A 24,103-nucleotide genomic window follows, 5' to 3' on the forward strand; every position below is an offset into this window, starting at 1 on the left:
TCGCATCAGCGGAAGTCCCTGGACCGGTGCGTGAGCCCGGTGCGGAGATCTTCGAAGGCATCGGCGAGCACGTTCACGACCCCCTCTTCCGAGCGCTCCAGGATGCCGCGGATGATGAGCGCCGGAGAGTCGCGGGCCACACGCCGGTAGCGGTTCCACACGCCGGTCGAGCAGACGACGTTCACCAGTCCGCTCTCGTCCTCGAGGTTCATGAACGTGATGCCTGAGGCCGTGGCCGGTCGCTGGCGGTGCGTGACGAGCCCGGCGACCTCGATGCGACGGCCGGACTCGTGTGCGCGCAGATCGGCGGCGGTCAGGACGCCTCTGTCGTGCAGCGCGCCGCGGAAGTGGGCCATCGGGTGGTCGTCGGTCGACACCCCGGTCGCCCAGAGGTCGGCGGAGAGCCGCTCATAGCTGGTCTGGTCGGCGAACAGGGGCGGCTGCACGGCGACGGAGGTGCCGGGAAGGAACCGCGACCGGTCGTCGGCCGCCGCACCCGCGAGCCAGATCGCCTCGCGCCGCTCCAGGCCGAGGCAGGCGAACGCGCCGGCGGTGGCGAGAGCCTCCAGCTGTGCGGCCGTGGCGTCTGTGCGCCGCACCAGGTCGTGCAGGTCGCGGTAGAGCCCGTTCGCCTCGCGCTCGGCGATGATCTTCTCGGCCAGAGGCACGCCGATCCCACGGATGCCGCTGAGCCCCAGTCGCACGGCGTGACCGCCGTCTCGGCGATGGGAGGCCGACTCGTCGGGGGCGTCTCTGTCGAAGCGGAGCGTCGGGGGCTGCGGGACGGCGAGGCAGTCGTCCCTGCCGGTCGGGCGCCGGGTGGGCTCGGCGAGCGGCTCCAGTGTCTCGGTGGCACCCGAGAGGTGCAGATCGGGGCGACGGACCTCCACGCCGTGCCGTCGCGCATCGGCGGTCAGGGTCGCCCCGGAGTAGAAGCCCATGGGCTGCGAACGCAGCAGCCCGGCGAGGAAGGCGGCGGGATAGTGCAGCTTCAGCCAGGAACTGGCATACACGAGCAGCGCGAACGACAGCGAATGGGACTCCGCGAAGCCGAAGTTCGAGAACGCCTGGATCTGCGCGTAGATGCGATCGGAGGCGTCGATGTCGAGCCCTCTCCTCGCCATTCCCGCGTAGAGCTTCTCGCGCACTCGCTCGATCTTCTCCAGGCCGCGCTTGGACCCCATGGCCCGACGCAGCAGATCGGCCTCATCGGCCGTGCAGTCGCCGACCGCGGTGGCCATCTGGATGAGCTGCTCCTGGAAGATCGGGATCCCCAGGGTGCGTTTCAGGATCGGTTCGAGATCGCTGTGCGGGTAGGGGATCTCGAGGTCCACCGGCTCCTCGCCGCGGGCGGTCCGCTCCCGGTTCTCCTCGTCGAGGCGGTCCTTCGCCATCTTGCGCCGGACGAACGGATGCACGGCGCCGCCCTGGATGGGGCCGGGACGGATGAGGGCGATCTGGATGGTGAGGTCGTAGAAGCTCCGCGGCTGCAGGCGGGGGAGCAGCCCGATCTGGGCACGCGACTCGACCTGGAACACCCCGATCGAATCCGCTCGGCACAGCATGTCGTAGACCGCCGGCTCCTCCTTGGGGAGCGTCTCCAGCGTCCACCGCTCGCCGGTGGCCTCGAGGATCATGTCGAAGCAGTGCTGGAGCGCGGCGAGCATCCCGAGACCCAGCAGGTCGAACTTCACCAGCCCCATGAAGGCGGCGTCGTCCTTGTCCCACTGGATCACGGTACGGTCCTCCATGCGGGCATGCTCGACCGGCACGACCTCGCCGACGGGTCGTGCCGTGAGCACCATGCCGCCGGAGTGGATGCCGAGGTGACGCGGAGCCTTCAGCAGCTCGCCCGCGTAGGCGAGCACGTTCTCGGGGATGTCGTGCCCCTCGGAGGGCTCCAACCCCGTGCTCCAGCCGTCGACCTGGCGGGACCAGGCATCCTGCTGCCCCGGCGAGTGGCCGAGTGCCCTCGCCATGTCGCGCACCGCGTTCTTCGGTCGGTACTGGATGACGTTCGCCACCTGGGCCGCGCGCTCCCTGCCGTACTCCCCGTACACCCACTGGATGATCTCCTCGCGGCGGCGGGAGTCGAAGTCCACGTCGATGTCGGGCTCTTCGGTGCGGGTGGTGGCGAGGAACCTCTCGAAGGGGAGTCCGTAGAGGATCGGGTCGACGGCGGTGATGCCCAACAGGTAGCAGACCGCGCTCGCCGCAGCCGATCCTCGCCCCTGACAGAGGATGCCGCGCCGCCGAGCCTCGGCGACGATGCCGTGCACGATGAGGAAGTACCCGGGGAAGTCCTTCTCCTCGATGACGTCGAGCTCCCGCTCGATCCGGCGATGCTCCTCGTCCTTCAGCCGGGGGTACTTCGACGGCACGGCATCCCACACGAGCTGTCGCAGCCAGCTCATCGGCGTGTGCCCCTCCGGCACCTTCTGCTTCGGCAGCGCCGGCCGGGCGAGCCGCAGCGGGAAGGCGGATGCCGAGGCCAGCTCCAAGCCGTACGAGATCGCCCCCGGGTAGCGCTGGAAGCGGGCCGACATCTCCGCACCGCTGCGCAGGTGCGCGCCGCCGTGCGCGGGCAGCCATCCGTCGAGCTCGTCCATGCTGCGCACGGCGCGGACGGCGGCCACGGCTTCGGCGAGCGGCGCCTGTGCGGGGCTGGCGTAGTGCACGTTGTTCGTCGCCACCACGGGCAGGCGCATCCGCCGGGCGAGATCGGCGAGAGCGTCGTTGCGGCGGGTGTCCTGCGGGTCTCCATGGTCGAAGAGCTCGACGGCGACGTGCTCGGCGCCGAACAGGTCGACGAGGCTCCGGAGCGGGGTCGCGGCATCGCCTGCCTCGAGTCCTCGGCGCACCGCGCCCTTGCGGCATCCGGTCAGGATCGTCCAGTGCCCGCCCGCGCTCGCCGCGAGCTCGTCGAGGTCGTACACCGGGCGCCCCTTCTCGCCCCCGCGCAGCTGGGCGGCGGTGATCGCGCCCGAGAGACGGTGATAGCCCTCCATCCCCCGGGCGAGGACCAGCAGGTGCTCGCCCGCCGGATCGGGGCTGCCCCGCTGCGGGGCGGGAAGGTCGAGTGACAGCTCCGCGCCGTACACCGTCTGCAGCGGCGTCTTCATGAGCTCGGCCTGATCGGCGAAGCGCGCGGCGCCGTAGAAGCCGTCGTGATCGGTGAGGGCGAGGGCGGTGAGACCGAGGCGCTCGGCCTCGGCGAGGAGGTCTTCCGGGGCGGAGGCGCCGTCGAGGAACGAGTACGAGGAGTGCGCATGCAGCTCGGCGTAGGGCACCGCATCGGCCGGCCGCGATATGCCGGTGACCGGCGTGCGCTGCCGCCGTCTGCTCACCGGCCCGGGGTCGGGTCGCGAGGCGGGCGGCTCGACACTCTGCCGCGGGGGCGGCTCCTCGCCGCTGAGGGTGCGCTCGAGCTCGCTCCAGGTCTGCGGGGGATTGTGCCAGCCCATCAGCGATACCTCCCCTCGACCCACCAGCGTTCACCGGTGCGGAAGACGAGCCAGGCGTGGTCGTGGTCGTCGACGATCTGGAGCCGGTGTCCTCGCCTACCTCCGTCGGATGCCCAGCGGCGCTCGTGCACGGGCCAGGGGCCGGCCCAGGCCTGCACGGCGACGCCGTCGATGCGCGCGGGGTCCTGGGAGAGGGCTCCCCGGTCGTCTATGCTGATCGCGGCGCCGTCGGCGGCGAGCACGCCGATGGGACGCGGCGGCAGGAAGACCTCGGCGGGGAGAGGGTCGGGCAGGCTTCCCGGCCAGGGGGAGCCGGGATCGCGCGGCGGGACCGGCCGCTCGCCCCAGGGTGTGAGGACCTGACGATCGGCGAGCCAGCGGCCTCCCGCGAGGGCGGCCGTGACCACGCCCTGATGGCCCAGCATGGTCTGCACACGGGAGACCGCGTGGTGCAGCCGCTCATCGGTGCCGGAGCCGAAGAGCCCGGGCTGGTGGTGGGCGGCGTCGTCCACGGCGACCGGGACGATCCGCACCGCCACGATGCCGCCGAACGCCCGTGCCTCGTCGACGGGCTCCTTCGCCGACTGCGCGGCCAGCGCCTCCAGCTGCCACCTCACGCGGTCGACGAGGTCGGAGGCGTCGAAGCAGGTCGGATGCAGCCAGGTGCGGGAGAAGACCGTGCCGTTGTCGTCCGTCATGTCGATCCGCACCTCCGTGCAGACGACCGAGGCGTCTCCGAGCGCGAGCAGCACGGCATCCGCCGTCTGCCGCACGGCGAAGGCCACCTGATCGGTTCCCCCCAGCGGGGATTCGAACTCGATGCCCCGCATCAGCTCGGGGTCGGGAGGGCGAGGGGTCAGCGGTCGGGAATCGGCGCCGGCGGCGAGGGCATGCAGGCGGGCGCCGTGCTCTCCGAAGCGGTCGCGCACGTCGAGCGGGGCGAGCGCGGTGAACTCGCCGAGAGTGCGCACACCGAGACGGACGAGGAGGCCGGCGATCTGCTCGTCCCGCAGCACCTGCACGGGGTAGGGCGCGAGGAACTCCTGCGAGCGCCCCGGCGGGACGACGGTGCAGACGTCGCGGCCCCGGGCGGCGATCTCGGCGGTGAAGGGGCCGTCGGCCACGCCGATGCGCACCTCGGGCAGCCCCGCTTCCGCGAGCACGGACGTGAGAGCCCCGGCCGCCTCGGCCTCGCCGCCGTGATAGCGGGAGATGCCCCTGGCGCGCAGGATCGCGAGCCCCGGACGCAGCAGGGTCACACCGGGGGCGTGCTTCTCGATGAGGTGCAGCACGGGGAGGAAGGCGCGCTCGTCTCGTGCCGGGTCGTGCGGAAGCACCCGCAGCGAGGAGAGATGCCCCTGCGCGACGCGGCGGCGCTGACCGGTGCGCACGCCGTGCTCCCTGGCCGAGGCCGTGCAGGCGACGATCGTGTTCGCCTGCACCAGCGCGGTGGGCGGATGGGGAGGCGGACCGCCCAGAGCGGCGCGCAGCGGCCAGTCCGGGAACCACAGCACGAGGACGCGGAGCGGGGCGTTCATCCGGCCTCCGCCCAGTGCAGGAGCTCTGTCGGAGCCGCGTCGTCGACCGAGCTCCTGCCGGACGCCGTCTCGGCGGCGAGCGACGGCAGCGCGGTGAGCTCTGCCGCGGCCGCCTCGACGGCGCCGTGTCCGCCGGGCAGCTGCACGCGCACGCTCGAGGGCCGAGGGCTGTGCCGGGTCAGGGCCGTCACCGTCACGGTGCAGTCGGAGAGCAGCCCCCAGCCCGCGCCGAGACCGTGCCAGTGCGGGTCGTGCAGGCGGATCGTCCCCTCGCTCTGCGGCCATCGCTCCACGGCGGGGGACTCCGTGACCAGGAGCGTGCATCCGCGATCACGGAGCCGCGCGCTGAGACGGGACACGTCGGCGTCTCGTGCCCGCGACTGCGGATTCACCACGATGAGGGGGACGACCTCGGCCAGCGCCGACGTCGCCGCGAGCCAGCGCTCGCCGGGTTCGGGGACGAGGATCAACCGCGTGAGGTCGATGCCGAACGCGGCAGCAGCCTCGACGCCGAGCGTCGGCATGCCGACCACCGCGCACCAATGCCCCTTCCGCGACGCCGCGCTGAGCAGGGCGAGCACGAGGCTCGGCGACGGGGAGACGCTGTAGGCGGTGCCGGTCTGCAGCCCCTCCTCCGGCAGCAGAGCGGCGAGCGAGGGGTCGAGCGGGAGCAGCGCGTGCTCGCTGCGCCGCCGCTGCATCCTGCTGATCTCGCGGCGCAGACGCAGCACCTCTCCGGCGCGAGAATCGCTGGTCGGAGAGAGCGCGGTCACCGCTTCGAGCCCGATCCCCATGCATCCATCCTCGAAGATATGTACGAATAAAGCAAGTGGCACTGACGACGCTAGTTCGTACATCGGACATCCGGAATCGACGCCGAGAATCGGTTATCCACACCGACGGAGCGCGACATCCGCCGATCTCCTAACCTGCCGGGATGGACCCCCGGCTCGCCCTCGTCGCCCTCGTGCACGGCGCCCTGCTGGGCATCGGCGGGTGGCTGATCATGATCGACGTGCGCACGCATCGGCTGCCGGATCGGATCGTGCTGCCGACCCTCGCGTCGCTGATCCTCCTCGTCGTGATCGATGCCGCGGTCGCGGGGCAGAGCGCTCCGACGATCCGCGCTCTCCTCGGCATGCTCGTCCTCGGCGGGTTCTACGCCCTGCTGCGACTGATCAGCCGGTCGGGGATGGGCGGAGGCGATGTCAAGCTCGCCGCGGTCATCGGACTCGTCCTGGGATGGCACGGCTGGCAGCAGCTCGCGATCGGCGCGGCATCCGCCTTCGTGCTGGGCGCGCTCTTCGCCCTCGCGCTGATCCTCCTGCGTCGGGCGGACGGCACCACCCGCATCGCGTTCGGCCCGTGGATGATCGCGGGCGCGCTCCTCGGCGTCCTCGTCGGATGAAGGGTCTACTCTGAGGTCATGGCACTCGCACGACTTCACGGCGGCCCGCTCGACGGGCAGATCATCCCCCTCGGCGACGCGGACGACAAGCTGATCGTCCCCTACAGCGAGACGCAGGTGGTCTACAACCGCCGTGGCGAGCCGCAGAACACCGGACCCGAAGACGGTCCCACCGAGATCGACTACTGGTTCGACGAAGCCCTCGAGGATCTCACTCTCAACGATGACGACTGAGCCGTCCCGCACGGTCGAGGTCGAGCGCAAGTACGACGTCGACATCGACACACCGCTGCCCCGCTGGAGTGACATCCCCGGCGTCGACGCCGTCACAGCGGGGGAGGCGCGGGCGCTGGACGCCCGCTACTTCGACACCGCAGACGGAACCCTCGCGCGCTCCGGAGTCGCGCTCCGGCGGCGCACCGGCGGTCCGGACGAGGGCTGGCACGTGAAGGGGCCGAGGCAGGGCGACGGACGGCTCGAGCTCGGCTGGCCGCTCGGCGAGGGCGACGCGCTGCCCGACGACGTCGCCGCGACCGTCTCCACCTGGACCACCGCGCCGCTCGCGCCGCTCGCCCGGATCGAGAACGACCGCACCGCGTACCTGCTCACCGGTCCCGACGGGGTCGTGGCGGAGTTCGTCGACGATCGGGTCCGCGCCACCGACCTCCGCGGAGGCGTGCAGCGGGAATGGCGGGAGTGGGAGATGGAGCTCGGCCCCGCGGCCCCCGCCGACGCGGCAGGACGCGAGGCGTTCTTCGCCGCAGTCGAGCGAGCCGTCAGGGCCGCCGGCGGCCGCGATTCCGCATCCGGATCCAAGCTCGCCCGCGCGCTGGGGTTCTAGCCCGATGACGGCGCCGCACGCAACCCCTTCCCGGGAGCGCTCGGCGCGTGCTTGAGTGACTGCATGAGCCGACCGCCTGTGCTTCGATCGCTGCAGACGATCGTCCCCGACACCGTCCTCCACCAGGATGAGGTGCGCGATGTCTTCGCCGCGCAGCCCGATCTCGGGCGGCTGGCGCAGCGGATCGTGTCGACGTCGTTCACCGTGTCCGGAATCGACACCCGTCACACCGTGATCGACGAGCTGTCCCTCGACTCCGACGTGGAGGATCCGATCTTCTTCGACCGCCGGTCGGGGGCGCTGCTCGCACCGGGGACGAAGGCGCGCAACGAGGTCTACACGCGTGAAGCGGCCAGACTCTTCGTCGATGTGGCGCGGCGGGCGCTCGATGCCGACCCCGACATCGAGCCGGCCGATGTGACGCACGTCATCACAGTCTCGTGCACGGGCTTCCATGCGCCCGGACCGGAGTACGAGATCGTGCGGGCACTCGGCCTGTCCGACAGCGTGCAGCGCTATCACCTCGGGTTCATGGGCTGCTATGCGTCGATGCCGGCGCTCCGCGCGGCGAGTCAGTTCTGCGCCGCGGACGAGAACGCCGTGGTCCTGGTGGTCAGCGTCGAGCTGTGCACCCTGCACCTGCGGTCCTCCGAGGATCCCGACACGATCGTGGCGTCCTCGCTGTTCGCCGACGGTGCGGCGGCCGGGATCGTGACGGCACGGGCTCTCCCGTCGGGGGTCACCGGCCTCCGTCTCGACCGCTTCCACACCGCGATCGCGCCCGAGGGCGAGAAGGCGATGGCCTGGACGATCGGCGACACCGGGTTCGAGATGATCCTGGCCACGACCGTGCCGCAGATCATCGGCGAGACGATCATCGGCGCCCTGCGGCCGCTGTACGCGCCGGAGGACGACCTGGCAGCCGCCTTCGACGGGGATGCCGTCGGCGGAGAGGTCGCGCACTGGGCGATCCATCCCGGCGGGCGCAGCATCCTGGATCGCATCCAGGAGAAGCTGCACCTCAGCGACGCGCAGCTGCACCCGGCCAGGGAGGTCCTGCGCGAGAACGGCAACATGTCGAGCGCGACCGTGCTGTTCGTGCTCAAGCGCATCCTCGAGCAGGAGGGCGCACGGGTCGGCGATCGCGTCTCGGCGATGGCGTTCGGGCCGGGCCTCACGGCCGAGAGCGCCCTGATGACCGTGACCGCCGCCGCGGACGCATGAGCGCGGGTCTCTCGACCAGGGACGTCGGCATCCGGGAGCTGATGGACGATCCGCAGGCGGACGAGCGGATGCTGGCGCGCACGTACGGGCGATTCGGCTTCGTGAACGCGGTCGTCTCCCGGCCCGGTCTGCTCTATCGGCGCGACATCCGCCCGAGAGCCGGCGGTGCGCCGCTGCGGATCCTCGACATCGGGGCCGGCGGCGGCGATCTGTGCCGGTTCCTCGCCGGACGGCTGCGCCACGACGGGCTCGCCGCGGAGATCACCGCCCTCGACACCGATGAGCGCGCGATCCGATGGGCTTCCGCGCACGATCGCGGAGCCGGGGTGCGCTACCGCCGTGCGCTGTCGACCGAGCTGGTCGACGAGGGGGAGGCATTCGACGTCGTGCTCTCCAACCACGTGCTGCATCACCTCGACGATGCAGAGCTGCAGACCGTGCTCGAGGACTCCCGGCGGCTCCTCGCGCCCGGCGGGCTGGCCGCGCACCACGACATCGCCCGCGGCCGCGCCGCCTATGCGCTCTTCGCGACGGCCACCTGGCCGCTCTCCGGGAACCTCCTCGCCGATTCGTTCATCCGCGAGGACGGACTCCTCAGCATCCGCCGCTCCCACACGGTGGCGGAGCTCCGGGCGATGGTCCCGCACGGCTGGCGAGTCCGCGGAGGCGTGCCGTCCCGGCTGGAGGTGCGGTGGGAGGACGATCGTGCCCGACCATGACGTGCTCGTCGTCGGGGCGGGCCCGGTGGGGCTGCTGCTGGCGTGCCTGCTGACGCAGGACGGACTGCGGGTGGCTGTCTGCGAACGTCGGACGGATGCCGACACGCGCACCCGCGCGATCGGCATCCACCGGCCGGGGCTCGAGGCGCTGGAGGCTGCCGGTCTCGGAGACGAGGTCCTGGCCGAGGCGCTGCGCCTCGACGGGGGAGAGGTGCGCAGCCGCCGGAGGACTCTGGCGTCGCTCGCGTTCCCGCCCGAGCGCCCCGTCCTGATCCTTCCGCAGCCGCGCACCGACGCGCTGCTCAGAGCGCGACTGCGGTCGCTCGCTCCCGATGCCCTGCGCGCCGGATGGGCCGTGCGCTCGGTCGATCCGGCGGACGACGTCGTGCGCGTCTCGGTCGATACTCCGGACATCGCCCGCGAGCTGACCGCCCGTTGCGTCGTGGTGGCCGACGGGGTGCGGAGCAGACTGCGCGCGGATCTCGGACTCGGGTGGAGCCGCCGGAGCGGGCGCGCGAGCTACGCGATGGTCGATGTCGCCGAGGCGGAGGCAGACGCCCGCGCCGTGCTGCACTGCGAGCCGTCCGGCCTCGTCGAGTCGTTCCCGCTGCCCGGCGGACGGCGCCGGTGGGTGGCGCGCCAGGGGGCAGGCGAGCAGCTGGGCGCCGCGGACGCCTTCCGGGGCGCGGTCGAGGCGCGGACCGGCATCCGGCTGGATCTCGCGGATGATGTGCAGCCGACCGTGTTCGAGGCCGCGCAGCACATCGCCCGGCGCATCGTGCGCGGCCGCGTGGTCCTGCTCGGCGACGCGGCGCACGAGATCAGCCCGATCGGCGGCCAGGGGATGAATCTGGGCTGGACGGATGCCGTGCGACTGGCGCGGGAGCTCGTGCGCGCGCTCCCCGAGCGGATGCCGGACCTCGCCGGCTACGAGCGCGACCTGCGACGCAAGACGCGCATCGTCCAGAGCCGGTCGGCGTTCTACATGGCGATGGGTGCTCCGGCGCCGATCGGCGTGGCGGTTCCGCGGGAACTCGTCATCCGCACGCTGGGGACGCGGCCGCTGCGCCGCTGGTCCGCCGGGCTCATCACGATGCAGGGGCTCTGACGCACGAAGGCCCCGGTTCCCCCGAGAGGGGACCGGGGCCTTCGCGCTTCGCGTGCGGGGTTTCGACTCGCTTCGCTCACTCAACCTTGACGCGTCGCGTCAAAAGTTGATCATGTGCCCTGCGAGGCCGTGGAAGCCCTCCTGCAGCGCCTCCGACAGCGTCGGGTGGGTGTGCACGTTGCGGGCCAGCTCGAGCGCGGTGAGGTCCCACTTCTGCGCGAGGGTCAGCTCGGGCAGGAGCTCGGCGACGTCCGGTCCGATCATGTGCGCGCCGATGAGCTCGAGGTGCTCGGCGTCGGCGATGAGCTTGACGAAGCCGACGGGCTCGCCGAGGCCGTGCGCCTTGCCGTTGGCCATGAACGGGAAGCTGACGACCTTGATGTCGCGCCCCTCGTCCTTCGCCTGCTGCTCGGTGAGGCCGAACGAGGCGACCTGGGGAGAGCAGAACGTCGCACGCGGCATCATGCGGTAGTCGCCGAGCGTCATGGTCTCGGCCTTGCCGATGGTCTCGGCCGCGACGACGCCCTGCGCCTCGGCCACGTGGGCCAGCTGCAGCTTGGCGGTCACGTCGCCGATCGCGTAGATGCCCTCGACGTTCGTGCGCATGTGGTCGTCGATGTCGATCGCACCGCGCTCGGTGAGCTTCACACCGGTCGCCTCGAGGCCGAAGCCCTCGGTGTTCGGGGCGAAGCCGACCGACATGAGCACCTTGTCGGCCTCGATCGACGACTGCTGGCCGTCCTTGGCCGTGTAGGTCACGGTGACGGAGGAGCCGTTGTCGACGACCGTCTCGACCTTGGTCGAGGTGAGGATGTCGACGCCGTAGTTCTTGTACTGCTTCGTGATCTCCTTCGACACGTCGGCGTCCTCGTTGGGGAGGGCGCGGTCGAGGAACTCGATGATGGTGACCTTCACGCCGTAGTTCGTCATGACGTAGGCGAACTCCATGCCGATGGCGCCGGCGCCCACGATGACGATCGACTTCGGCAGCTCGCGGCTGAGGATCTGCTCCTCGTAGGTCACGACGTTGTCGCTCAGCTGGACGCCGGGGAGCAGGCGCACCTTCGAGCCGGTGGCGATGATCGCGTTGTCGAAGGTCACCTCTTCGGTGGAGCCGTCGGCCTTGGCGACCGAGATCGCCTTCGGGCCGGTGAAGGTGCCGCGACCGTCGTACTCGGTCACCTTGTTCTTCTTCATCAGGAAGTGGATGCCCTTGACGCGGCCGTCGGCGACCACGCGGCTGCGGTCGAACGCCTTGCCGTAGTCGATCGTGAACTCACCCGAGATGCCGAAGAAGTCGGCCTTGTGGTTCAGGGTGTGCGCCAGCTCCGCGTTCTTGAGCAGTGCCTTGGAGGGGATGCAGCCGACGTTGAGGCAGACACCGCCCCAGTACTTCTCTTCGATGATGGCCGTGGAGAGGCCGAGCTGTGCGCTGCGGACGGCGGCGACGTATCCACCAGGACCGGCACCGAGGATGACGACATCGTAATGGGGCATGCGTTAAGCCTATCGCTCCGAAGAGGGCTCGGAACCGGGCTCGGCGCCTCCTCGGCGGCCGCGCACGGACAGCCAGACGGCGACTCCGACGGCGACCAGGATGCCGACGATCGAGATCACCCAGATCCACACGGTCGAACCCGAACCGTCGTCTGCGTCGGGTGCCGGAGTGAGCGTCGCCTCCGGCGTCGCGGATGCCGCTTCGCTCGGGGCCGCGGTCGTCGGCGCGGCGCTGGGCTGCTCGGTCGGCGTCGGGGAGGAACCGGTCGTCACGGTGAAGAAGAATTCGTCGGACGTCGGGTGCCCGTCGCTCGAGACGACCTTCCAGATCACGTGGTATTCGCCTGCCGGGGCGGAGGACACCAGCGGCTGCGTCACCACGGCGCCGTCGACCGTCGCGGGTCCATCCGTGACCGCGTTGCCCGCGGAGTCCGTGACGACGACCTCGGTGGCGCCCTCGCCGTCGATCAGCTTGGCGCTGAAGGTGAGCGTCAGCTCGGCGGGGAGCGTCTCGACTTCGCTGTCGGCTGCCGGGTTCGACGACGTGAGCGCGTCGTGCGCGGATGCCGAGAGCGGGGAGGCGAGCACGAGGAAGGCGGCGAGGAGCGTCGCGGCGAGAGCGACGGGGGCGGCGGAGAGGCGCAGGGCTTTGGTCTTCACAGGTCCACCCTATGAAGAGCCGGTATGTGACGGCTGAGTATGCATGCGGCCTCCCGCGAGCCCCTCGGCATCCGTTAGTCTGGACAGCCTAGGAGGGCACAGTGACTGACAGCGACAGCCGACCGGCCGGAGAAGCCGCGATCCACCGCTCTGGTGAACAGAAGCATGACGTGACGCAGACGTTCGGACACGATTCGGACCTGTCCTTCGTGCCGTTCGGCGTGGAGCTCACCGACGTCGAGCAGACCGCCATCGCGGCGCTGCCGTCGGGATCGGCCCTGCTGCTGGTGCGCTCGGGCGCCCTCGCCGGTGCCCGCTACCTCCTCGACACCGATGTGACGACGGTCGGACGCCACCCCGAGGCCGACATCTTCTTCGATGACGTGACCGTCTCTCGCCGTCACGCGGAGATCACGCGTACCGGCACGACGTTCGAGATCATCGACCAGCGCTCGCTCAACGGGACGTACGTCAACGGCGAGCGGGTCGACCGCAGTGCGCTGGTCGACGGCTCCGAGCTGCGCGTCGGCAAGTTCCGACTGAACTTCTTCGCCTCTCCGCACGACCGCCAGGCGGCGAACGCCTGATGGCGGCCACTCCCGCCCGCGAACGCTCTGCGTCCGCGGGCCTGCTGAGTATCGGTCAGGTGCTCGCGCGTCTCACTCCGGAGTTCCCCGATCTGACCTCCAGCAAGCTGCGTTTCCTCGAGGTGCAGGGCATCGTCAGCCCCTCGCGCACCGAGTCCGGCTACCGCAAGTTCTCGACGGCCGACATCGAGCGGCTCCGTCTCGGACTCACCCTCCAGCGGGATCACTACCTGCCGCTGAGCGTGATCCGTGAGCAGCTGGACAGCTCTGCGGGGGAGGCCTCGCTCGCGCCGCCTCCGTCGATCACGCCGGCGCCGCGTCGCTATCGTCGGGCCGAGCTCCTCGCGGCGGCAGGAGCAGGACCCCAGCTGCTGAACGACGCGATCAGCACCGGTGTCATCACCGCCCAGGAGAACTACCCCGAGGCGACGGTGACGCTTCTGCGCGGACTCGTCGCGCTGGATCGCCACGGGATCGAGCCCCGGCACCTGCGCTCCCTCCGTCAGGGGGCCGAGCGCGAGGTCGCTCTCATCGAGTCGGCGATGTCGTCGCTGCTGCGACGGACGGATGCCGCCTCCCGCGCGAAGGCCAGCGAACTCGCTCCCGAGCTGGCGACGAAGATCGACGAAGTGCGCTCGCTCTTCGTCAAGGACGCGCTGTCGCGTGTGCTTTCGTAACGAACTGATTGCGACACACCTTCGGCGTCCCACGGATGTCATTGCCGGTGCCCGAGCACTGCTCTACCGTGGAGATAACCGTTCCAGGGAGGATTTCCGATGAATGCGGATGAGCTCACAGGCGACCCGCGGTTCGTACCCGAACTCCTCTTCACGGACGGTCTCCCCGCCATGGACGACGAGGTCGGCTACCGCGGTGCCGTCGCCGCTCGTGCCGCCGGCATCACCTACCGTCAGCTGGATTACTGGGCCCGCACCGAGCTGGTCGAGCCCACCGTCCGCGGCGCGAGCGGCTCCGGCTCGCAGCGTCTCTACGGCTTCCGCGACATCCTGGTCCTGAAGCTCGTCAAGAGCCTCCTCGACACCGGCATCTCGCTGCAGCAGATCCGTACCGCTGTCGAAGAGCTGCGACGTGCCGGCATCCGCGATCTCGCCGGCACCACGCTGATGAGCGATGGCGCCTCCGTCTACCTGTGCACGTCGAACGACGAGGTCATCGACCTCGTCAGCCGCGGCCAGGGCGTGTTCGGCATCGCCGTCGGCAAGGTGCTCCGCGAGGTCGAGTCGACGCTCGTCGCCTTCGACCCGACCGCGCCGGACCCCGTCGACGAGCTCTCCGCGCGCCGCTCGAAGCGCTCCGCCTGATCCACCCTTCGACAGGCTCAGGGACCCACCCTTCGACAGGCTCAGGGACCCACCCTTCGACAGGCTCAGGGACCCGAGGGGGAGCTCTGCGCTCCTTGTCGGGTCGCAGAGCTTGCCGAAGCGTCAGGCGTTCTCGGGAAGCGCGATGCGCCCGGTGCGGATGATCCGGTCGAGCAGCTGATCGAAGTCGGCGGCGAGCTCCTGTGCGGAGTCTCCCGGCCAGATGTGCAGCGGCTTCGCCGCGCCCTGCGCCTGCTGCAGCGAGGTGCGCTCGGGCAGCTGGGGAGCGAGCACGAGAGGCCCGAACATGTCGCGGAGCTCCTTGATACGGAACTGGTGCTCGATGGACTGCGGGCGCACGCGGTTCACGACGATGCCGAGCGGCTGAAGACGAGGCGAGAGGCCGCGGCGGATCTCCTCGATCGCGCGGAGGGCGCGGTCCGCGGCGGCGACCGAGAACAGGCCGGGCTCGGTGACCACCATGACGCGGTCGCTGGCGGCCCAGGCCGTGCGGGTGAGCGCGTTCAGCGACGGCGCGCAGTCGATGAGCACGAGGTCGTAGTCGGCTTCGACGGCCGCGAGTGCCTCTTCGAGCTTCCAGACGTCGCGGACGCTCGGGTGCGGCCCGTCGAAGTTGATGGCGGAGGGGCTCCCGATGAGCACGTCGATCGTGCCGGGGTGCACTTTCGCCCATCCGCTGGAGGTGATCGCCTGACGGACGACCTTCTCCTTCGGGTTCGCCAGGACATCGGCGATGTTGAGTCGTCCGGCCACCTGGATGTCCATCCCGGTGGAGACGTCGGACTGCGGGTCGAGGTCGACGACGAGAGTCCGGACTCCTCGGGCGAAAGCCGCTGAGGCCAGCCCGAGTGTCACGGTCGTCTTGCCGACGCCCCCCTTGAGAGAGCTGACGCTGAGTACGTGCACGAACACCACGTTACCTTCCCCTAGGCTGAGGGAACACTCAGCCCCGCCCCTGCACGCCGAAAACGCCGTGCATCGAGCTCTCAGAGGTGTGCATGTTCCAGAAGATCCTTGTGGCCAACCGCGGCGAGATCGCGATCCGGGCCTTCCGAGCGGCGTACGAGGTGGGGGCGCGCACCGTCGCGGTCTTCCCCCATGAGGACCGCGGGTCCGTCCATCGACTCAAGGCCGATGAGGCCTACGAGATCGGCGAACGCGGTCACCCCGTCCGCGCGTACCTGAACGTCGACGAGATCATCCGCGTCGCGCTCGAGGCGGGAGCGGATGCGATCTACCCCGGATACGGCTTCCTGTCGGAGAACCCGGAGCTCGCGGAGAAGGCGGCGGCCAACGGCATCGTCTTCATCGGCCCGCCGGCGAAGGTGCTCGAGATGGCGGGCAACAAGGTCGAGGCGAAGCGGCACGCGATCGAGGCCGGAGTGCCGGTGCTGCGTTCGACCGAGGCATCCGACGACGTCGAGGCGCTCGTCGCCCAGGCGGAGGACATCGGCTTCCCGCTCTTCGCCAAGGCGGTGGCGGGCGGCGGCGGCCGCGGCATGCGTCGCGTCGAGACCGCGGGTGATCTCGCACCCGCTCTGGCCGAGGCGATGCGGGAGGCTGCGAGCGCCTTCGGCGACGCCCGGATGTTCCTGGAGCAGGCCGTGGTGCGCCCCCGGCACATCGAGGTGCAGATCCTCGCCGACAAGACCGGCGAGACCGTGCACCTGTTCGAGCGCGACTGCTCGGTGCAGCGGCGCCACCAGAAGGTCGTCGAGATCGCTCCGGCGCCGAATCTGGACGACAGCATCCGCACCGCACTCCACGGCTACGCGGTCGCCTTCGCCCGCTCGATCGGCTACGAGAACGCCGGTACCGTCGAGTTCCTGCTGGAGACGGCGGGCGAGCGCACGGGCGAGGTCGTCTTCATCGAGATGAACCCGCGCATCCAGGTCGAGCACACCGTGACCGAGGAGGTCACCGACGTCGACCTCGTGCAGAGTCAGATGCGGATCGCCGCGGGCCAGACTCTCGCGGAGCTGGGACTGCAGCAGCAGAACCTGCACCTGCGGGGGGCTGCGCTGCAGTGCCGCATCACCACCGAGGACCCGACGCAGGGCTTCCGCCCCGACACCGGCAAGATCACGACCTACCGCTCACCCGGCGGCGCCGGCATCCGCCTCGACGGAGGCACGGTGCATCAGGGGGCGCAGATCAGCCCGCACTTCGACTCGATGCTGGCGAAGCTGACCTGCCGCGGTCGCGACTTCCCCGCGGCCGTCGCGCGTGCCCGGCGCGCGCTGGCGGAGTTCCGCATCCGCGGCGTCTCGACGAACATCCCCTTCCTCCAGGCCCTGCTCGACGACGACGCCTTCATCGCGGGCGACGTGAGCACCTCCTTCATCGACGAGCGGCCGGAGCTCCTGCGCGGTCGGGTCTCGAAGGACCGCGGCACGAAGCTCCTGAACTGGCTGGTCGACGTCACCGTCAACAAGCCCCACGGCGCGCACCCCGGTGTCATCGACCCGGTCGCGAAGCTCCCCGTCGTCGATCTCTCGACCGAGCCGATCGCCGGGTCGCGTCAGCGGCTGCTCGAGCTCGGTCCGGAGGGCTTCGCCCGGAGCCTCCGCGAGCAGACGGCACTCGCGATCACCGACACCACCTTCCGCGACGCGCACCAGTCGCTGCTGGCCACGCGCGTGCGCACCAAGGACCTCGTCGCGGCTGCTCCGTACCTGGCGCGGCTCACGCCGGGCCTGCTGTCCGTCGAGGCCTGGGGCGGTGCGACGTACGACGTCGCGCTGCGCTTCCTCGGCGAGGACCCCTGGGAGCGACTCGACAAGCTGCGCGCCGCGCTGCCGAACGTCGCGATCCAGATGCTGCTGCGCGGACGCAACACGGTCGGCTACACGCCGTACCCGACGGCGGTCACCGAGGCGTTCGTCGCCGAGGCAGCCGCGAGCGGGGTCGACATCTTCCGGATCTTCGACGCCCTCAACGACGTGGAGCAGATGCGCCCCGCCATCGAGGCCGTGCGCAACACCGGCACCGCGGTCGCCGAGGTGGCACTCTGCTACACCGGCGACCTCCTCGACCCGGCCGAGAACCTCTACACGCTCGACTACTACCTCGGTCTCGCCGACCAGATCGTCGCGGCCGGGGCGCACATCATCGCGATCAAGGACATGGCGGGGCTCCTGAGGCCCGCGGCTGCATCGAAGCTCGTCGCAGCGCTGCGCGAGCGCTTCGACCTCCCTGTCCACCTGCACACGCACGACACGCCGGGCGGCCAGCTGGCTACGCTCCTCGCAGCCAGCGCGGTCGGAGTGGATGCCGTGGATGCCGCGTCGGCACCGCTCTCCGGAACCACCAGCCAGCCGTCGCTGTCCTCGCTCGTCGCGGCGCTCGCGCACACCGATCGGGACAGCGGCATCTCCCTCGACGCGGTGTCCGATCTCGAGCCGTACTGGGAGGCGGTGCGCCGGCAGTACGCGCCGTTCGAGTCGGGGCTTCCCGGACCCACGGGCCGCGTGTACCACCACGAGATCCCCGGCGGGCAGCTGTCGAACCTCCGCCAGCAGGCGAAGGCCCTCGGTCTCGCGGATGACTTCGAGCTCATCGAGGACATGTACGCCGCGGCCGACCGCATCCTCGGGCGCGTTCCGAAGGTGACGCCGTCATCGAAGGTCGTCGGCGACCTCGCGCTGCATCTCGCCGCCGTGAAGGCGGATCCTGCGGACTTCGAGGCGAACCCGGAGAAGTACGACGTGCCGGACTCGGTCGTCGGATTCATGGCGGGCGAGCTGGGCGACCTCCCCGGAGGATGGCCGGAGCCGTTCCGCACCAAGGTCCTCGCCGGACGCTCGGTGCGCACCGGGCTCACGCAGATCAGCGCGGAGGACGAGGCCGCTCTCGCCGGTTCCAGCGCCGAGCGGCGTGCGCGGCTCAACTCCCTGCTGTTCCCTGCGCCCACCGCGGAGTACACCGAGCGGCGCGAGCTCTTCGGCGACCTCTCCGTCCTCGACACGAGCGACTACCTCTTCGGACTCGTGCAGGGACAGGAGCATCGCATCGAGATCGACCGCGGCGTGCAGCTGTTCATCGGTCTGGAGGCCATCGGCGACGCCGACGACAAGGGCATGCGGACCGTGATGACGACTCTGAACGGGCAGCTCCGACCTGTCTTCGTGCGAGACAGGTCCGTCGCGGTGGACGCGCACGAGGCCGAGCGGGCGGACACCAACGTCCCCGGCCAGGTCGCCGCTCCGTTCTCCGGTGTCGTCACGCTCAAGGCCGAGGTCGGTGCTGCCGTCCGGGCCGGCGAGCCGATCGCCTCGATCGAGGCGATGAAGATGGAAGCGGCCATCACCGCGCCCGTCGACGGCGTGATCGAGCGTCACGCGATCGCCGAGACGCAGCAGGTGGATGCCGGAGATCTTTTGGTCGTCATCCGTCCCGCGCACTAATCTTGTGCGGGCGAGGGCCGCGCACCGTGTGCGCACCCGAGGCCCGCGCAGGCTTGGAGTGACATCGTGACCCCGAAGAACACCGCAGAACCCGAGGAGAACCCGCTGGGGGTGCTCGATGACGCCGCGTCCGTGGACACGGCCGTCATCGGCATCCTCGGCGGAACGGCGCAGGTGAGCGTGTCGCTGCCGAAGGACGATGACGACGACCTCGATGACGAGGGCGTCGTCGAGGGAGAAGTCGTCGGCGACCTCATCGTCGACGAACTGCCCATCGTCACGGCTTCGCAGGTGGCATCCGCGGCGAAGGCCGTGCCCGCCGCCGTGACTCCGGCGGTGCTGAAGTCCCGGTCTCCGGGAGACGACAAGGTTGCCGAGGCCGCCAAGGCCGACCCGTCGCCGAAGGAAGTCCCGGGCATCATCATCGGGCCCATCGTGATCGACGAACCGGTGGCCGCCACCCCGTCGGCGGAAGAGGCCGCGCACGAGGAGACCATCCACGAAGCGGAACTGGAGCCGGACGTCGAGGAGCCGATCGACCAGGAGCCGGATGCCGAGGAGCCGGAATCGGCGACGATCGTCGAGGAGCCGGAGCCGGAGCCGGAGCCGGAGCCGGAGCCGGAGCCTGAGCCGGAGCCGGAGCCGGAGCCTGAGCCTGAGCCTGAGCCTGAGCCGGAGCCGGAGCCGGAGCCGGAGCCGGAGCCTGAGCCTGAGCCTGAGCCTGAGCCGGAGCCGGAGCCGGAGCCTGAGCCTGAGCCTGAGCCTGAGCCTGAGCCGGAACCGGAACCGGAGCCCGTACCCGAGCCGGAACCCGACCCCGAGCCGGTCCCCGTCGCGAACGAGCCGGCCGCCGCGGCGACGCACGCCGAAGAGGCGGCCGTCGCAGCCCGATTCCTGGCGAGGGCGACCGTCGATACGGCTGCGGCTCCCGTCGCAGCCACTGCCGCGGGAGTGCCCGCCGTGAAGGAGACCGCCGCCGTGTCCACTCCCGACGAGAAGTCCGTCGTTCCGCAGCCAACGCGCGCGGCCGCCCGCGCCGACGTGACGCTCACCTCGAAGCGCCTGGACGATCTGGGTGATTCCTCGCGGGAGTCGGCCGATCTGCTCACCGCCGATCGCCTGCTCGACCCGCATCGCCTCACGAAGCCCGAGCCCGAAGGCGCGTGGAGTCATTTCCTCTACACCGTGTCGGGACGCCGCATCAACATCGGCGACGGTCGGCGGGCCCGGGAGCGGAAGGCGCTCAGCGCTCGCATCGCCGCACCTCTCCCCGGAGGGGCGCGGTTCGTGCCCGTGCTCTCTCGCAAGGGCGGCGTCGGCAAGACGACGATCACCGCCCTGCTCGGCATGGCGCTGGCCGACGCGCGTGACGACCGCGTGATCGCCGTCGATGCCAATCCGGATCGAGGAACCCTCGCGGAACGTATCGTCCGTCCGGCTCACAACAAGTCGGTGCGCGATCTGGTCCGCATCCACGACGACGTCCGGGGTTATCACGACATCTCCGCCATCGTGGCGCGCGATGCCACCCGTCTCGACGTTCTCGCCTCCGATTCGGATCCCCGCATCGCCGAGGCCTTCAGCGACAGCGACTACCGGGACGTCGCCGGTGTGGCCGCGCACTACTACTCGCTCGTGCTGACGGACACGGGGACGGGCATCGTGCACTCCGTGATGTCGGCGACCCTCGACCTGGCCGACCAGATCATCATCGTGTCGGGGCTGAGCGTCGACGAGGCGCGACTGGCCTCGGAGACTCTCACCTGGCTCGAGACGAACGGGTACGCCGAGCAGGCTCGAGAGGCGATCGTCGTGCTGAACCAGTCGACACCGGGCGCGCCCCTCGTGCGCCTGAACGAGCTGCAGAGTCACTTCGCCACGCGCGCGAAGAGCGTGATCCGGATGCCGTACGATCCGCAGATCGCCGGGGGAGGGACCATCGTATTCGCGAACCTGCTGCCCGAGACACGTGTCGCCGCGCGTCGACTCGCCGCGCTCCTGGTCGAGGGCCTGCGGGCGAAGGGCGCCTGATGGCCGTCCGCGAGATCCGCATCTTCGGCGACCCCGTCCTGCGTACCGTGTGCGCCCCGATCGATGACATCGACGACGGCGTCCGCGCACTGGTGGCCGACCTCGTCGAGACGGTCGAGCTGCCTGGCCGAGCCGGGGTGGCCGCCCCGCAGATCGGCGTGGCGTTGCGCGCCTTCAGCTACAACATCGACGGTGACATCGGCTACGTGCTCAACCCGGTGCTCGTGGAGGTGCGGGGCGAACCCGAGCCGACCGGAGAGGGCTGCCTGTCCGTTCCCGGGCTCTGGCACGACGCGCAGCGGCACCCGTGGGCGCGCGTCGAGGGGATCGACCTCGACGGGAATCCTGTGGTGCTCGAGGGCGACGGTCTCCTCGCCCAGGCGCTTCAGCACGAGACGGATCACCTCGACGGGAAGCTGTTCCTGTCGCGTCTCGATCCGGAGACCCGCAAGCAGGCGATGCGCGAGGTGCGCGAGAGCGCCTGGTTCTAGCCGCCGAGCGTTCCCTTTCTCACCGAACGGCCCCCTTGCGCGTGTGCGCGAGGGGGCCGTTCGTCGGGAAAGGGGTGGGTCGACCTGCCGGGTCAGCCGCCGATCGCGACGTTGGTCGTCGAGACCGGCTCGTCGTAGATCGCGGAGATCTCGTCGGCGAAGTCGTTCATGATGACGTTGCGCTTGATGGAGAGCTTCGGCGTCAGGTGGCCCGATGCCTCGGTCCACTCCGAATCGAGGATCGTGAACTTGCGGATCGACTCGGCGCGCGACACGCGGGCGTTCGCGCCGTCGACGGCGCGCTGGACCTCGGCCCGGACGGCGTCGTTGCGGGAAGCCTCCACCAGCGTCATCTTGGCGTCGAGGCCGTTGTTCGCGAGCCACGTCGGCAGCATCTCGGGGTCGAGCGTCACCAGGGCCGAGATGAACGGGCGCTGATCGCCGACCACGACGACCTGGCCGATGATCGGGTTCGCCCGGATCGGGTCCTCGAGCGCGGCGGGGGCGACGTTCTTGCCTCCGGCCGTGACGATGATCTCCTTCTTGCGACCGGTGATCGTGAGGAAGCCCTCGGAGTCGAAGCTGCCGATGTCGCCGGTGCGGAACCAGCCGCCGTCGCTGAACGCCTCGGCCGTGGCCTCGGGGTTGTTCCAGTACTCCTTGAAGACGTTGATGCCGCGCACCTCGATCTCGCCATCCTCACCGAGGCGCACGCCGACGCCGGGGAGCGCGGGACCGACCGTGCCGATCTTCGACTTGTCGGCCAGGTTCACCGTGGCGGGAGCCGTCGTCTCGGTCAATCCGTAGCCCTCGAGGATCACGACGCCGAGGCTGTGGAAGAAGTGACCGAGTCGCGGGCCCAGGGGAGCGGAGCCGGACACGGCGTAGACCACGTTCCCGCCCATCGCCGTGCGGAGCTTGCTGTAGACGAGCTTGTTGAAGAGGGCGAACTTCAGCTTCATCCCGAAGGGGATCTTCTTGCCTTCTTCGAGCAGCTTCGAGTGCTCGATGGCGACATCCGCCGCGGCGCGGAAGATCTTGCCCTTCCCGCCGGCCTCCGCCTTCTGCTCGGCGGAGTTGTACACCTTCTCGAACACGCGAGGGACGGCGAGGAGGAAGGTCGGCTTGAACGAGCCGAGGGCGGGCAGGAGCTGTCGCGTGTCGGGCTGGTGACCGGTGCGGACGCCCGCGTGGATGTCGAGGATCGAGATGAAGCGCGCGAAGACGTGAGCCGTCGTGATGAACAGGAGGGTCGAGGCGCCCGGCGTCTGCACGACCGCGTCGAGGGCCTTCGCGGAGTTGCGGGTGAGCTCGACGAAGTTGCTGTGCGTGAGCACGCAGCCCTTCGGGCGACCGGTGGAGCCCGAGGTGTAGATGAGGGTGGCGATGTCGGAGCCGACGGCGAGGTTGCGGCGACGCTCGATCTCCTCGTCGGTGACCGCTGCGCCCTGCGCCGTGAGCGTGTCGATGGCGCCGAGGTGCAGCTGCCAGACCTCGCGGATCAGGGGAAGGTCGCCGCGCACCTCGTCGACGCGGGCGAAGTGCTCCGGAGATTCGACCACGAGGGCGATCGCCCCGGAGTCCTCGAGGATCCACTGGATCTGAGAGGGGGAGCTGGTCTCGTAGATCGGGACCATCACGGCGCCGGCGTAGAAGAGCGCGAAATCGACCAGCGTCCACTCGTACGTCGTGCGCGCGAGGAAGCCGACCTTCTCGCCCGGCTGGATGCCTGCGGCGGCGAATCCCTTCGCCAGTGCGATCACGGCCGTCTGGAAGTCGGCGGCGGAGATGTCGCGCCAGCCTTCGCCCTCGGGCACCGAGAACAGCGCGCGGTCGGGGGTGGCCTTGACGCGCTGGAACAAGAGGTCCGAGACGTTTGCGTCGGGGTCGGCGGGGACGATCGCGGGGACTTCAAACTGGACCACGGCAGCTCCTTCGGTACCGGTCGGGCACGTGTGTGGTCTTGAGTCTAGGGCATGACACCCCGTCGCACCTCGTGTGGAACTGAGTCGCGATCGTGCATCCCGATCGAAGATCGCCGAAGCGGATGCCGGACGCGGCGCTAGACTTCACCTCGATGTTCTACTGGCTGATGAAGTACGTCGTGATCGGCCCCGTGGTCAAGGCGATCTTCCGTCCCTGGATCGTGGGCCGCAAGAACGTGCCCGCGAACGGGGCGGCGATCCTCGCCAGCAACCATCTCTCATTCGCGGACTCCATCTTCCTGCCGCTGGTGATCGATCGCCCGATGTCCTTCCTCGCCAAGAGCGACTACTTCACGGGCCGCGGCCTGAAGGGCTTCGCGACCAAGTTCTTCATGAAGGCCACGGGGCAGATCCCGATCGACCGATCCGGAGGCAAGGCCTCGGAGGCTTCTCTGAACACCGGTCTGCAGGTGCTCGGCGGCGGCGACCTGCTCGGCATCTACCCGGAGGGCACGCGAAGCCCCGACGGCAAGCTGTACCGCGGACGCACCGGCATCGCACGGATGGCGCTCGAGGCCAAGGTCCCCGTCGTCCCCGTGATCATGGTCGACACCGACACGGCCATGCCGATCGGCCAGCGGCTTCCCCGCATCATGCGCGTCGGGATCGTCATCGGAGAGCCGCTCGACTTCTCCCGCTACGCCGGGATGGAGAACGACAGGTACATCCTGCGCTCCGTCACCGACGAGATCATGGTGGCCCTGCATCGTCTCGGTCAGCAGGAGTACGAGGACGTCTACGCCTCGACCGTGAAGGACCGTCTTCCCTCCCGTGTCACACGGCGCTAGCGGAGCGTCCAGG

Annotated in this window: 20 protein-coding genes; 13 read left to right on the plus strand and 7 right to left on the minus strand. The window is 70.1% G+C overall.

Translation table 11 applies throughout. The annotated features are described in order from the left end of the window. Window positions 1-5: 5 nt before the first annotated feature. The 3 genes from LBN7_RS17405 to LBN7_RS17415 are packed head-to-tail and all read right to left on the minus strand — an operon-like array spanning window position 6 to window position 5,796. On the minus strand, window positions 6-3,464 hold the full coding sequence (locus LBN7_RS17405) for an error-prone DNA polymerase (protein WP_407360370.1): 3,459 nt from the start codon (window positions 3,462-3,464) through the stop codon (window positions 6-8). Further along, window positions 3,464-5,002 (minus strand): DNA polymerase Y family protein, encoded by a 1,539-nt coding sequence (locus LBN7_RS17410; protein ID WP_407360371.1) that lies wholly within the window; start codon window positions 5,000-5,002, stop codon window positions 3,464-3,466. The genes LBN7_RS17405 and LBN7_RS17410 overlap by 1 nt, the downstream gene beginning before the upstream one ends. Then, window positions 4,999-5,796 carry a hypothetical protein gene (locus LBN7_RS17415; protein WP_407360372.1) on the minus strand — a complete coding sequence of 266 codons (798 nt, stop codon included), beginning with the start codon at window positions 5,794-5,796 and terminating at the stop codon, window positions 4,999-5,001. Before LBN7_RS17415 ends, LBN7_RS17410 begins: the two co-directional genes overlap by 4 nt. 143 nt (window positions 5,797-5,939) lie before the next feature. Between LBN7_RS17415 and LBN7_RS17420 the strand changes: the two genes are divergently transcribed. The 6 genes from LBN7_RS17420 to LBN7_RS17445 all read left to right on the plus strand — a co-directional run bounded on the left by LBN7_RS17420 (window position 5,940) and on the right by LBN7_RS17445 (window position 10,302). Further along, complete coding sequence (locus LBN7_RS17420) at window positions 5,940-6,410, plus strand: A24 family peptidase (protein WP_116636790.1); 471 nt, start codon at window positions 5,940-5,942, stop codon at window positions 6,408-6,410. 18 nt (window positions 6,411-6,428) lie between these two features. Next, window positions 6,429-6,644: a response regulator gene (locus tag LBN7_RS17425; protein ID WP_116636791.1), complete on the plus strand. Its 216-nt coding sequence runs from the start codon at window positions 6,429-6,431 to the stop codon at window positions 6,642-6,644. Further along, complete coding sequence (locus LBN7_RS17430) at window positions 6,634-7,251, plus strand: CYTH domain-containing protein (protein WP_407360373.1); 618 nt, start codon at window positions 6,634-6,636, stop codon at window positions 7,249-7,251. The genes LBN7_RS17425 and LBN7_RS17430 overlap by 11 nt, the downstream gene beginning before the upstream one ends. Before the next feature lie 63 nt (window positions 7,252-7,314). Further along, window positions 7,315-8,475: a type III polyketide synthase gene (locus tag LBN7_RS17435; RefSeq protein WP_407360374.1), complete on the plus strand. Its 1,161-nt coding sequence runs from the start codon at window positions 7,315-7,317 to the stop codon at window positions 8,473-8,475. Further along, window positions 8,472-9,194 (plus strand): methyltransferase domain-containing protein, encoded by a 723-nt coding sequence (locus LBN7_RS17440; RefSeq protein ID WP_116636794.1) that lies wholly within the window; start codon window positions 8,472-8,474, stop codon window positions 9,192-9,194. Before LBN7_RS17435 ends, LBN7_RS17440 begins: the two co-directional genes overlap by 4 nt. Beyond that, window positions 9,181-10,302, plus strand: coding sequence for an FAD-dependent oxidoreductase (locus tag LBN7_RS17445; protein ID WP_407360375.1), 1,122 nt, complete (start codon window positions 9,181-9,183; stop codon window positions 10,300-10,302). The genes LBN7_RS17440 and LBN7_RS17445 overlap by 14 nt, the downstream gene beginning before the upstream one ends. A 99-nt stretch (window positions 10,303-10,401) precedes the next feature. Here the strand turns inward: LBN7_RS17445 and lpdA are convergent, their stop codons facing one another. Next, the gene (gene lpdA / locus LBN7_RS17450) at window positions 10,402-11,799 is read right to left on the minus strand and encodes a dihydrolipoyl dehydrogenase (protein WP_116636796.1); all 1,398 of its coding nucleotides are present in this window, start codon (window positions 11,797-11,799) and stop codon (window positions 10,402-10,404) included. 9 nt (window positions 11,800-11,808) lie between these two features. Next, entirely contained in the window at window positions 11,809-12,459 is a 651-nt protein-coding gene (locus LBN7_RS17455) for a copper resistance CopC family protein (protein ID WP_116636797.1), read from the minus strand. A 101-nt stretch (window positions 12,460-12,560) separates the two neighbouring features. On the opposite strand from LBN7_RS17455, the gene LBN7_RS17460 reads away from it, so the two are divergent. The 3 genes from LBN7_RS17460 (at window position 12,561) to LBN7_RS17470 (ending at window position 14,368) form a co-directional block, all read left to right on the plus strand. Further along, complete coding sequence (locus tag LBN7_RS17460; protein ID WP_116636798.1) at window positions 12,561-13,046, plus strand: FHA domain-containing protein; 486 nt, start codon at window positions 12,561-12,563, stop codon at window positions 13,044-13,046. Beyond that, window positions 13,046-13,723, plus strand: coding sequence for a MerR family transcriptional regulator (locus LBN7_RS17465; protein WP_116636799.1), 678 nt, complete (start codon window positions 13,046-13,048; stop codon window positions 13,721-13,723). The genes LBN7_RS17460 and LBN7_RS17465 overlap by 1 nt, the downstream gene beginning before the upstream one ends. Before the next feature lie 99 nt (window positions 13,724-13,822). Further along, window positions 13,823-14,368 (plus strand): MerR family transcriptional regulator, encoded by a 546-nt coding sequence (locus LBN7_RS17470; protein WP_116636800.1) that lies wholly within the window; start codon window positions 13,823-13,825, stop codon window positions 14,366-14,368. A gap of 123 nt (window positions 14,369-14,491) precedes the next feature. On the opposite strand, the gene LBN7_RS17475 is transcribed toward LBN7_RS17470, so the two are convergent. Further along, on the minus strand, window positions 14,492-15,295 hold the full coding sequence (locus tag LBN7_RS17475) for a ParA family protein (RefSeq protein WP_116636869.1): 804 nt from the start codon (window positions 15,293-15,295) through the stop codon (window positions 14,492-14,494). 92 nt (window positions 15,296-15,387) lie between these two features. On the opposite strand from LBN7_RS17475, the gene LBN7_RS17480 reads away from it, so the two are divergent. The 3 genes from LBN7_RS17480 to def all read left to right on the plus strand — a co-directional run bounded on the left by LBN7_RS17480 (window position 15,388) and on the right by def (window position 21,317). Continuing rightward, entirely contained in the window at window positions 15,388-18,795 is a 3,408-nt protein-coding gene (locus tag LBN7_RS17480) for a pyruvate carboxylase (RefSeq protein ID WP_407360376.1), read from the plus strand. 66 nt (window positions 18,796-18,861) lie between these two features. Then, window positions 18,862-20,826, plus strand: coding sequence for a MinD/ParA family protein (locus LBN7_RS17485; protein ID WP_407360377.1), 1,965 nt, complete (start codon window positions 18,862-18,864; stop codon window positions 20,824-20,826). Next, on the plus strand, window positions 20,826-21,317 hold the full coding sequence (gene def / locus LBN7_RS17490; RefSeq protein ID WP_116636802.1) for a peptide deformylase: 492 nt from the start codon (window positions 20,826-20,828) through the stop codon (window positions 21,315-21,317). The genes LBN7_RS17485 and def overlap by 1 nt, the downstream gene beginning before the upstream one ends. A 92-nt stretch (window positions 21,318-21,409) precedes the next feature. Here def and LBN7_RS17495 read toward each other — a convergent pair whose 3' ends face one another. Continuing rightward, a complete protein-coding gene (locus LBN7_RS17495; RefSeq protein WP_407360378.1) occupies window positions 21,410-23,242 on the minus strand; it encodes an AMP-dependent synthetase/ligase in 1,833 nt (610 codons plus the stop codon). A gap of 152 nt (window positions 23,243-23,394) precedes the next feature. On the opposite strand from LBN7_RS17495, the gene LBN7_RS17500 reads away from it, so the two are divergent. Then, the gene (locus LBN7_RS17500) at window positions 23,395-24,090 is read left to right on the plus strand and encodes a 1-acyl-sn-glycerol-3-phosphate acyltransferase (protein WP_116636871.1); all 696 of its coding nucleotides are present in this window, start codon (window positions 23,395-23,397) and stop codon (window positions 24,088-24,090) included. Window positions 24,091-24,103: the final 13 nt, after the last annotated feature.

Origin of the sequence: Microbacterium sp. LBN7 (assembly GCF_045690345.1) — a bacterium.
Classification (GTDB): domain Bacteria; phylum Actinomycetota; class Actinomycetes; order Actinomycetales; family Microbacteriaceae; genus Microbacterium.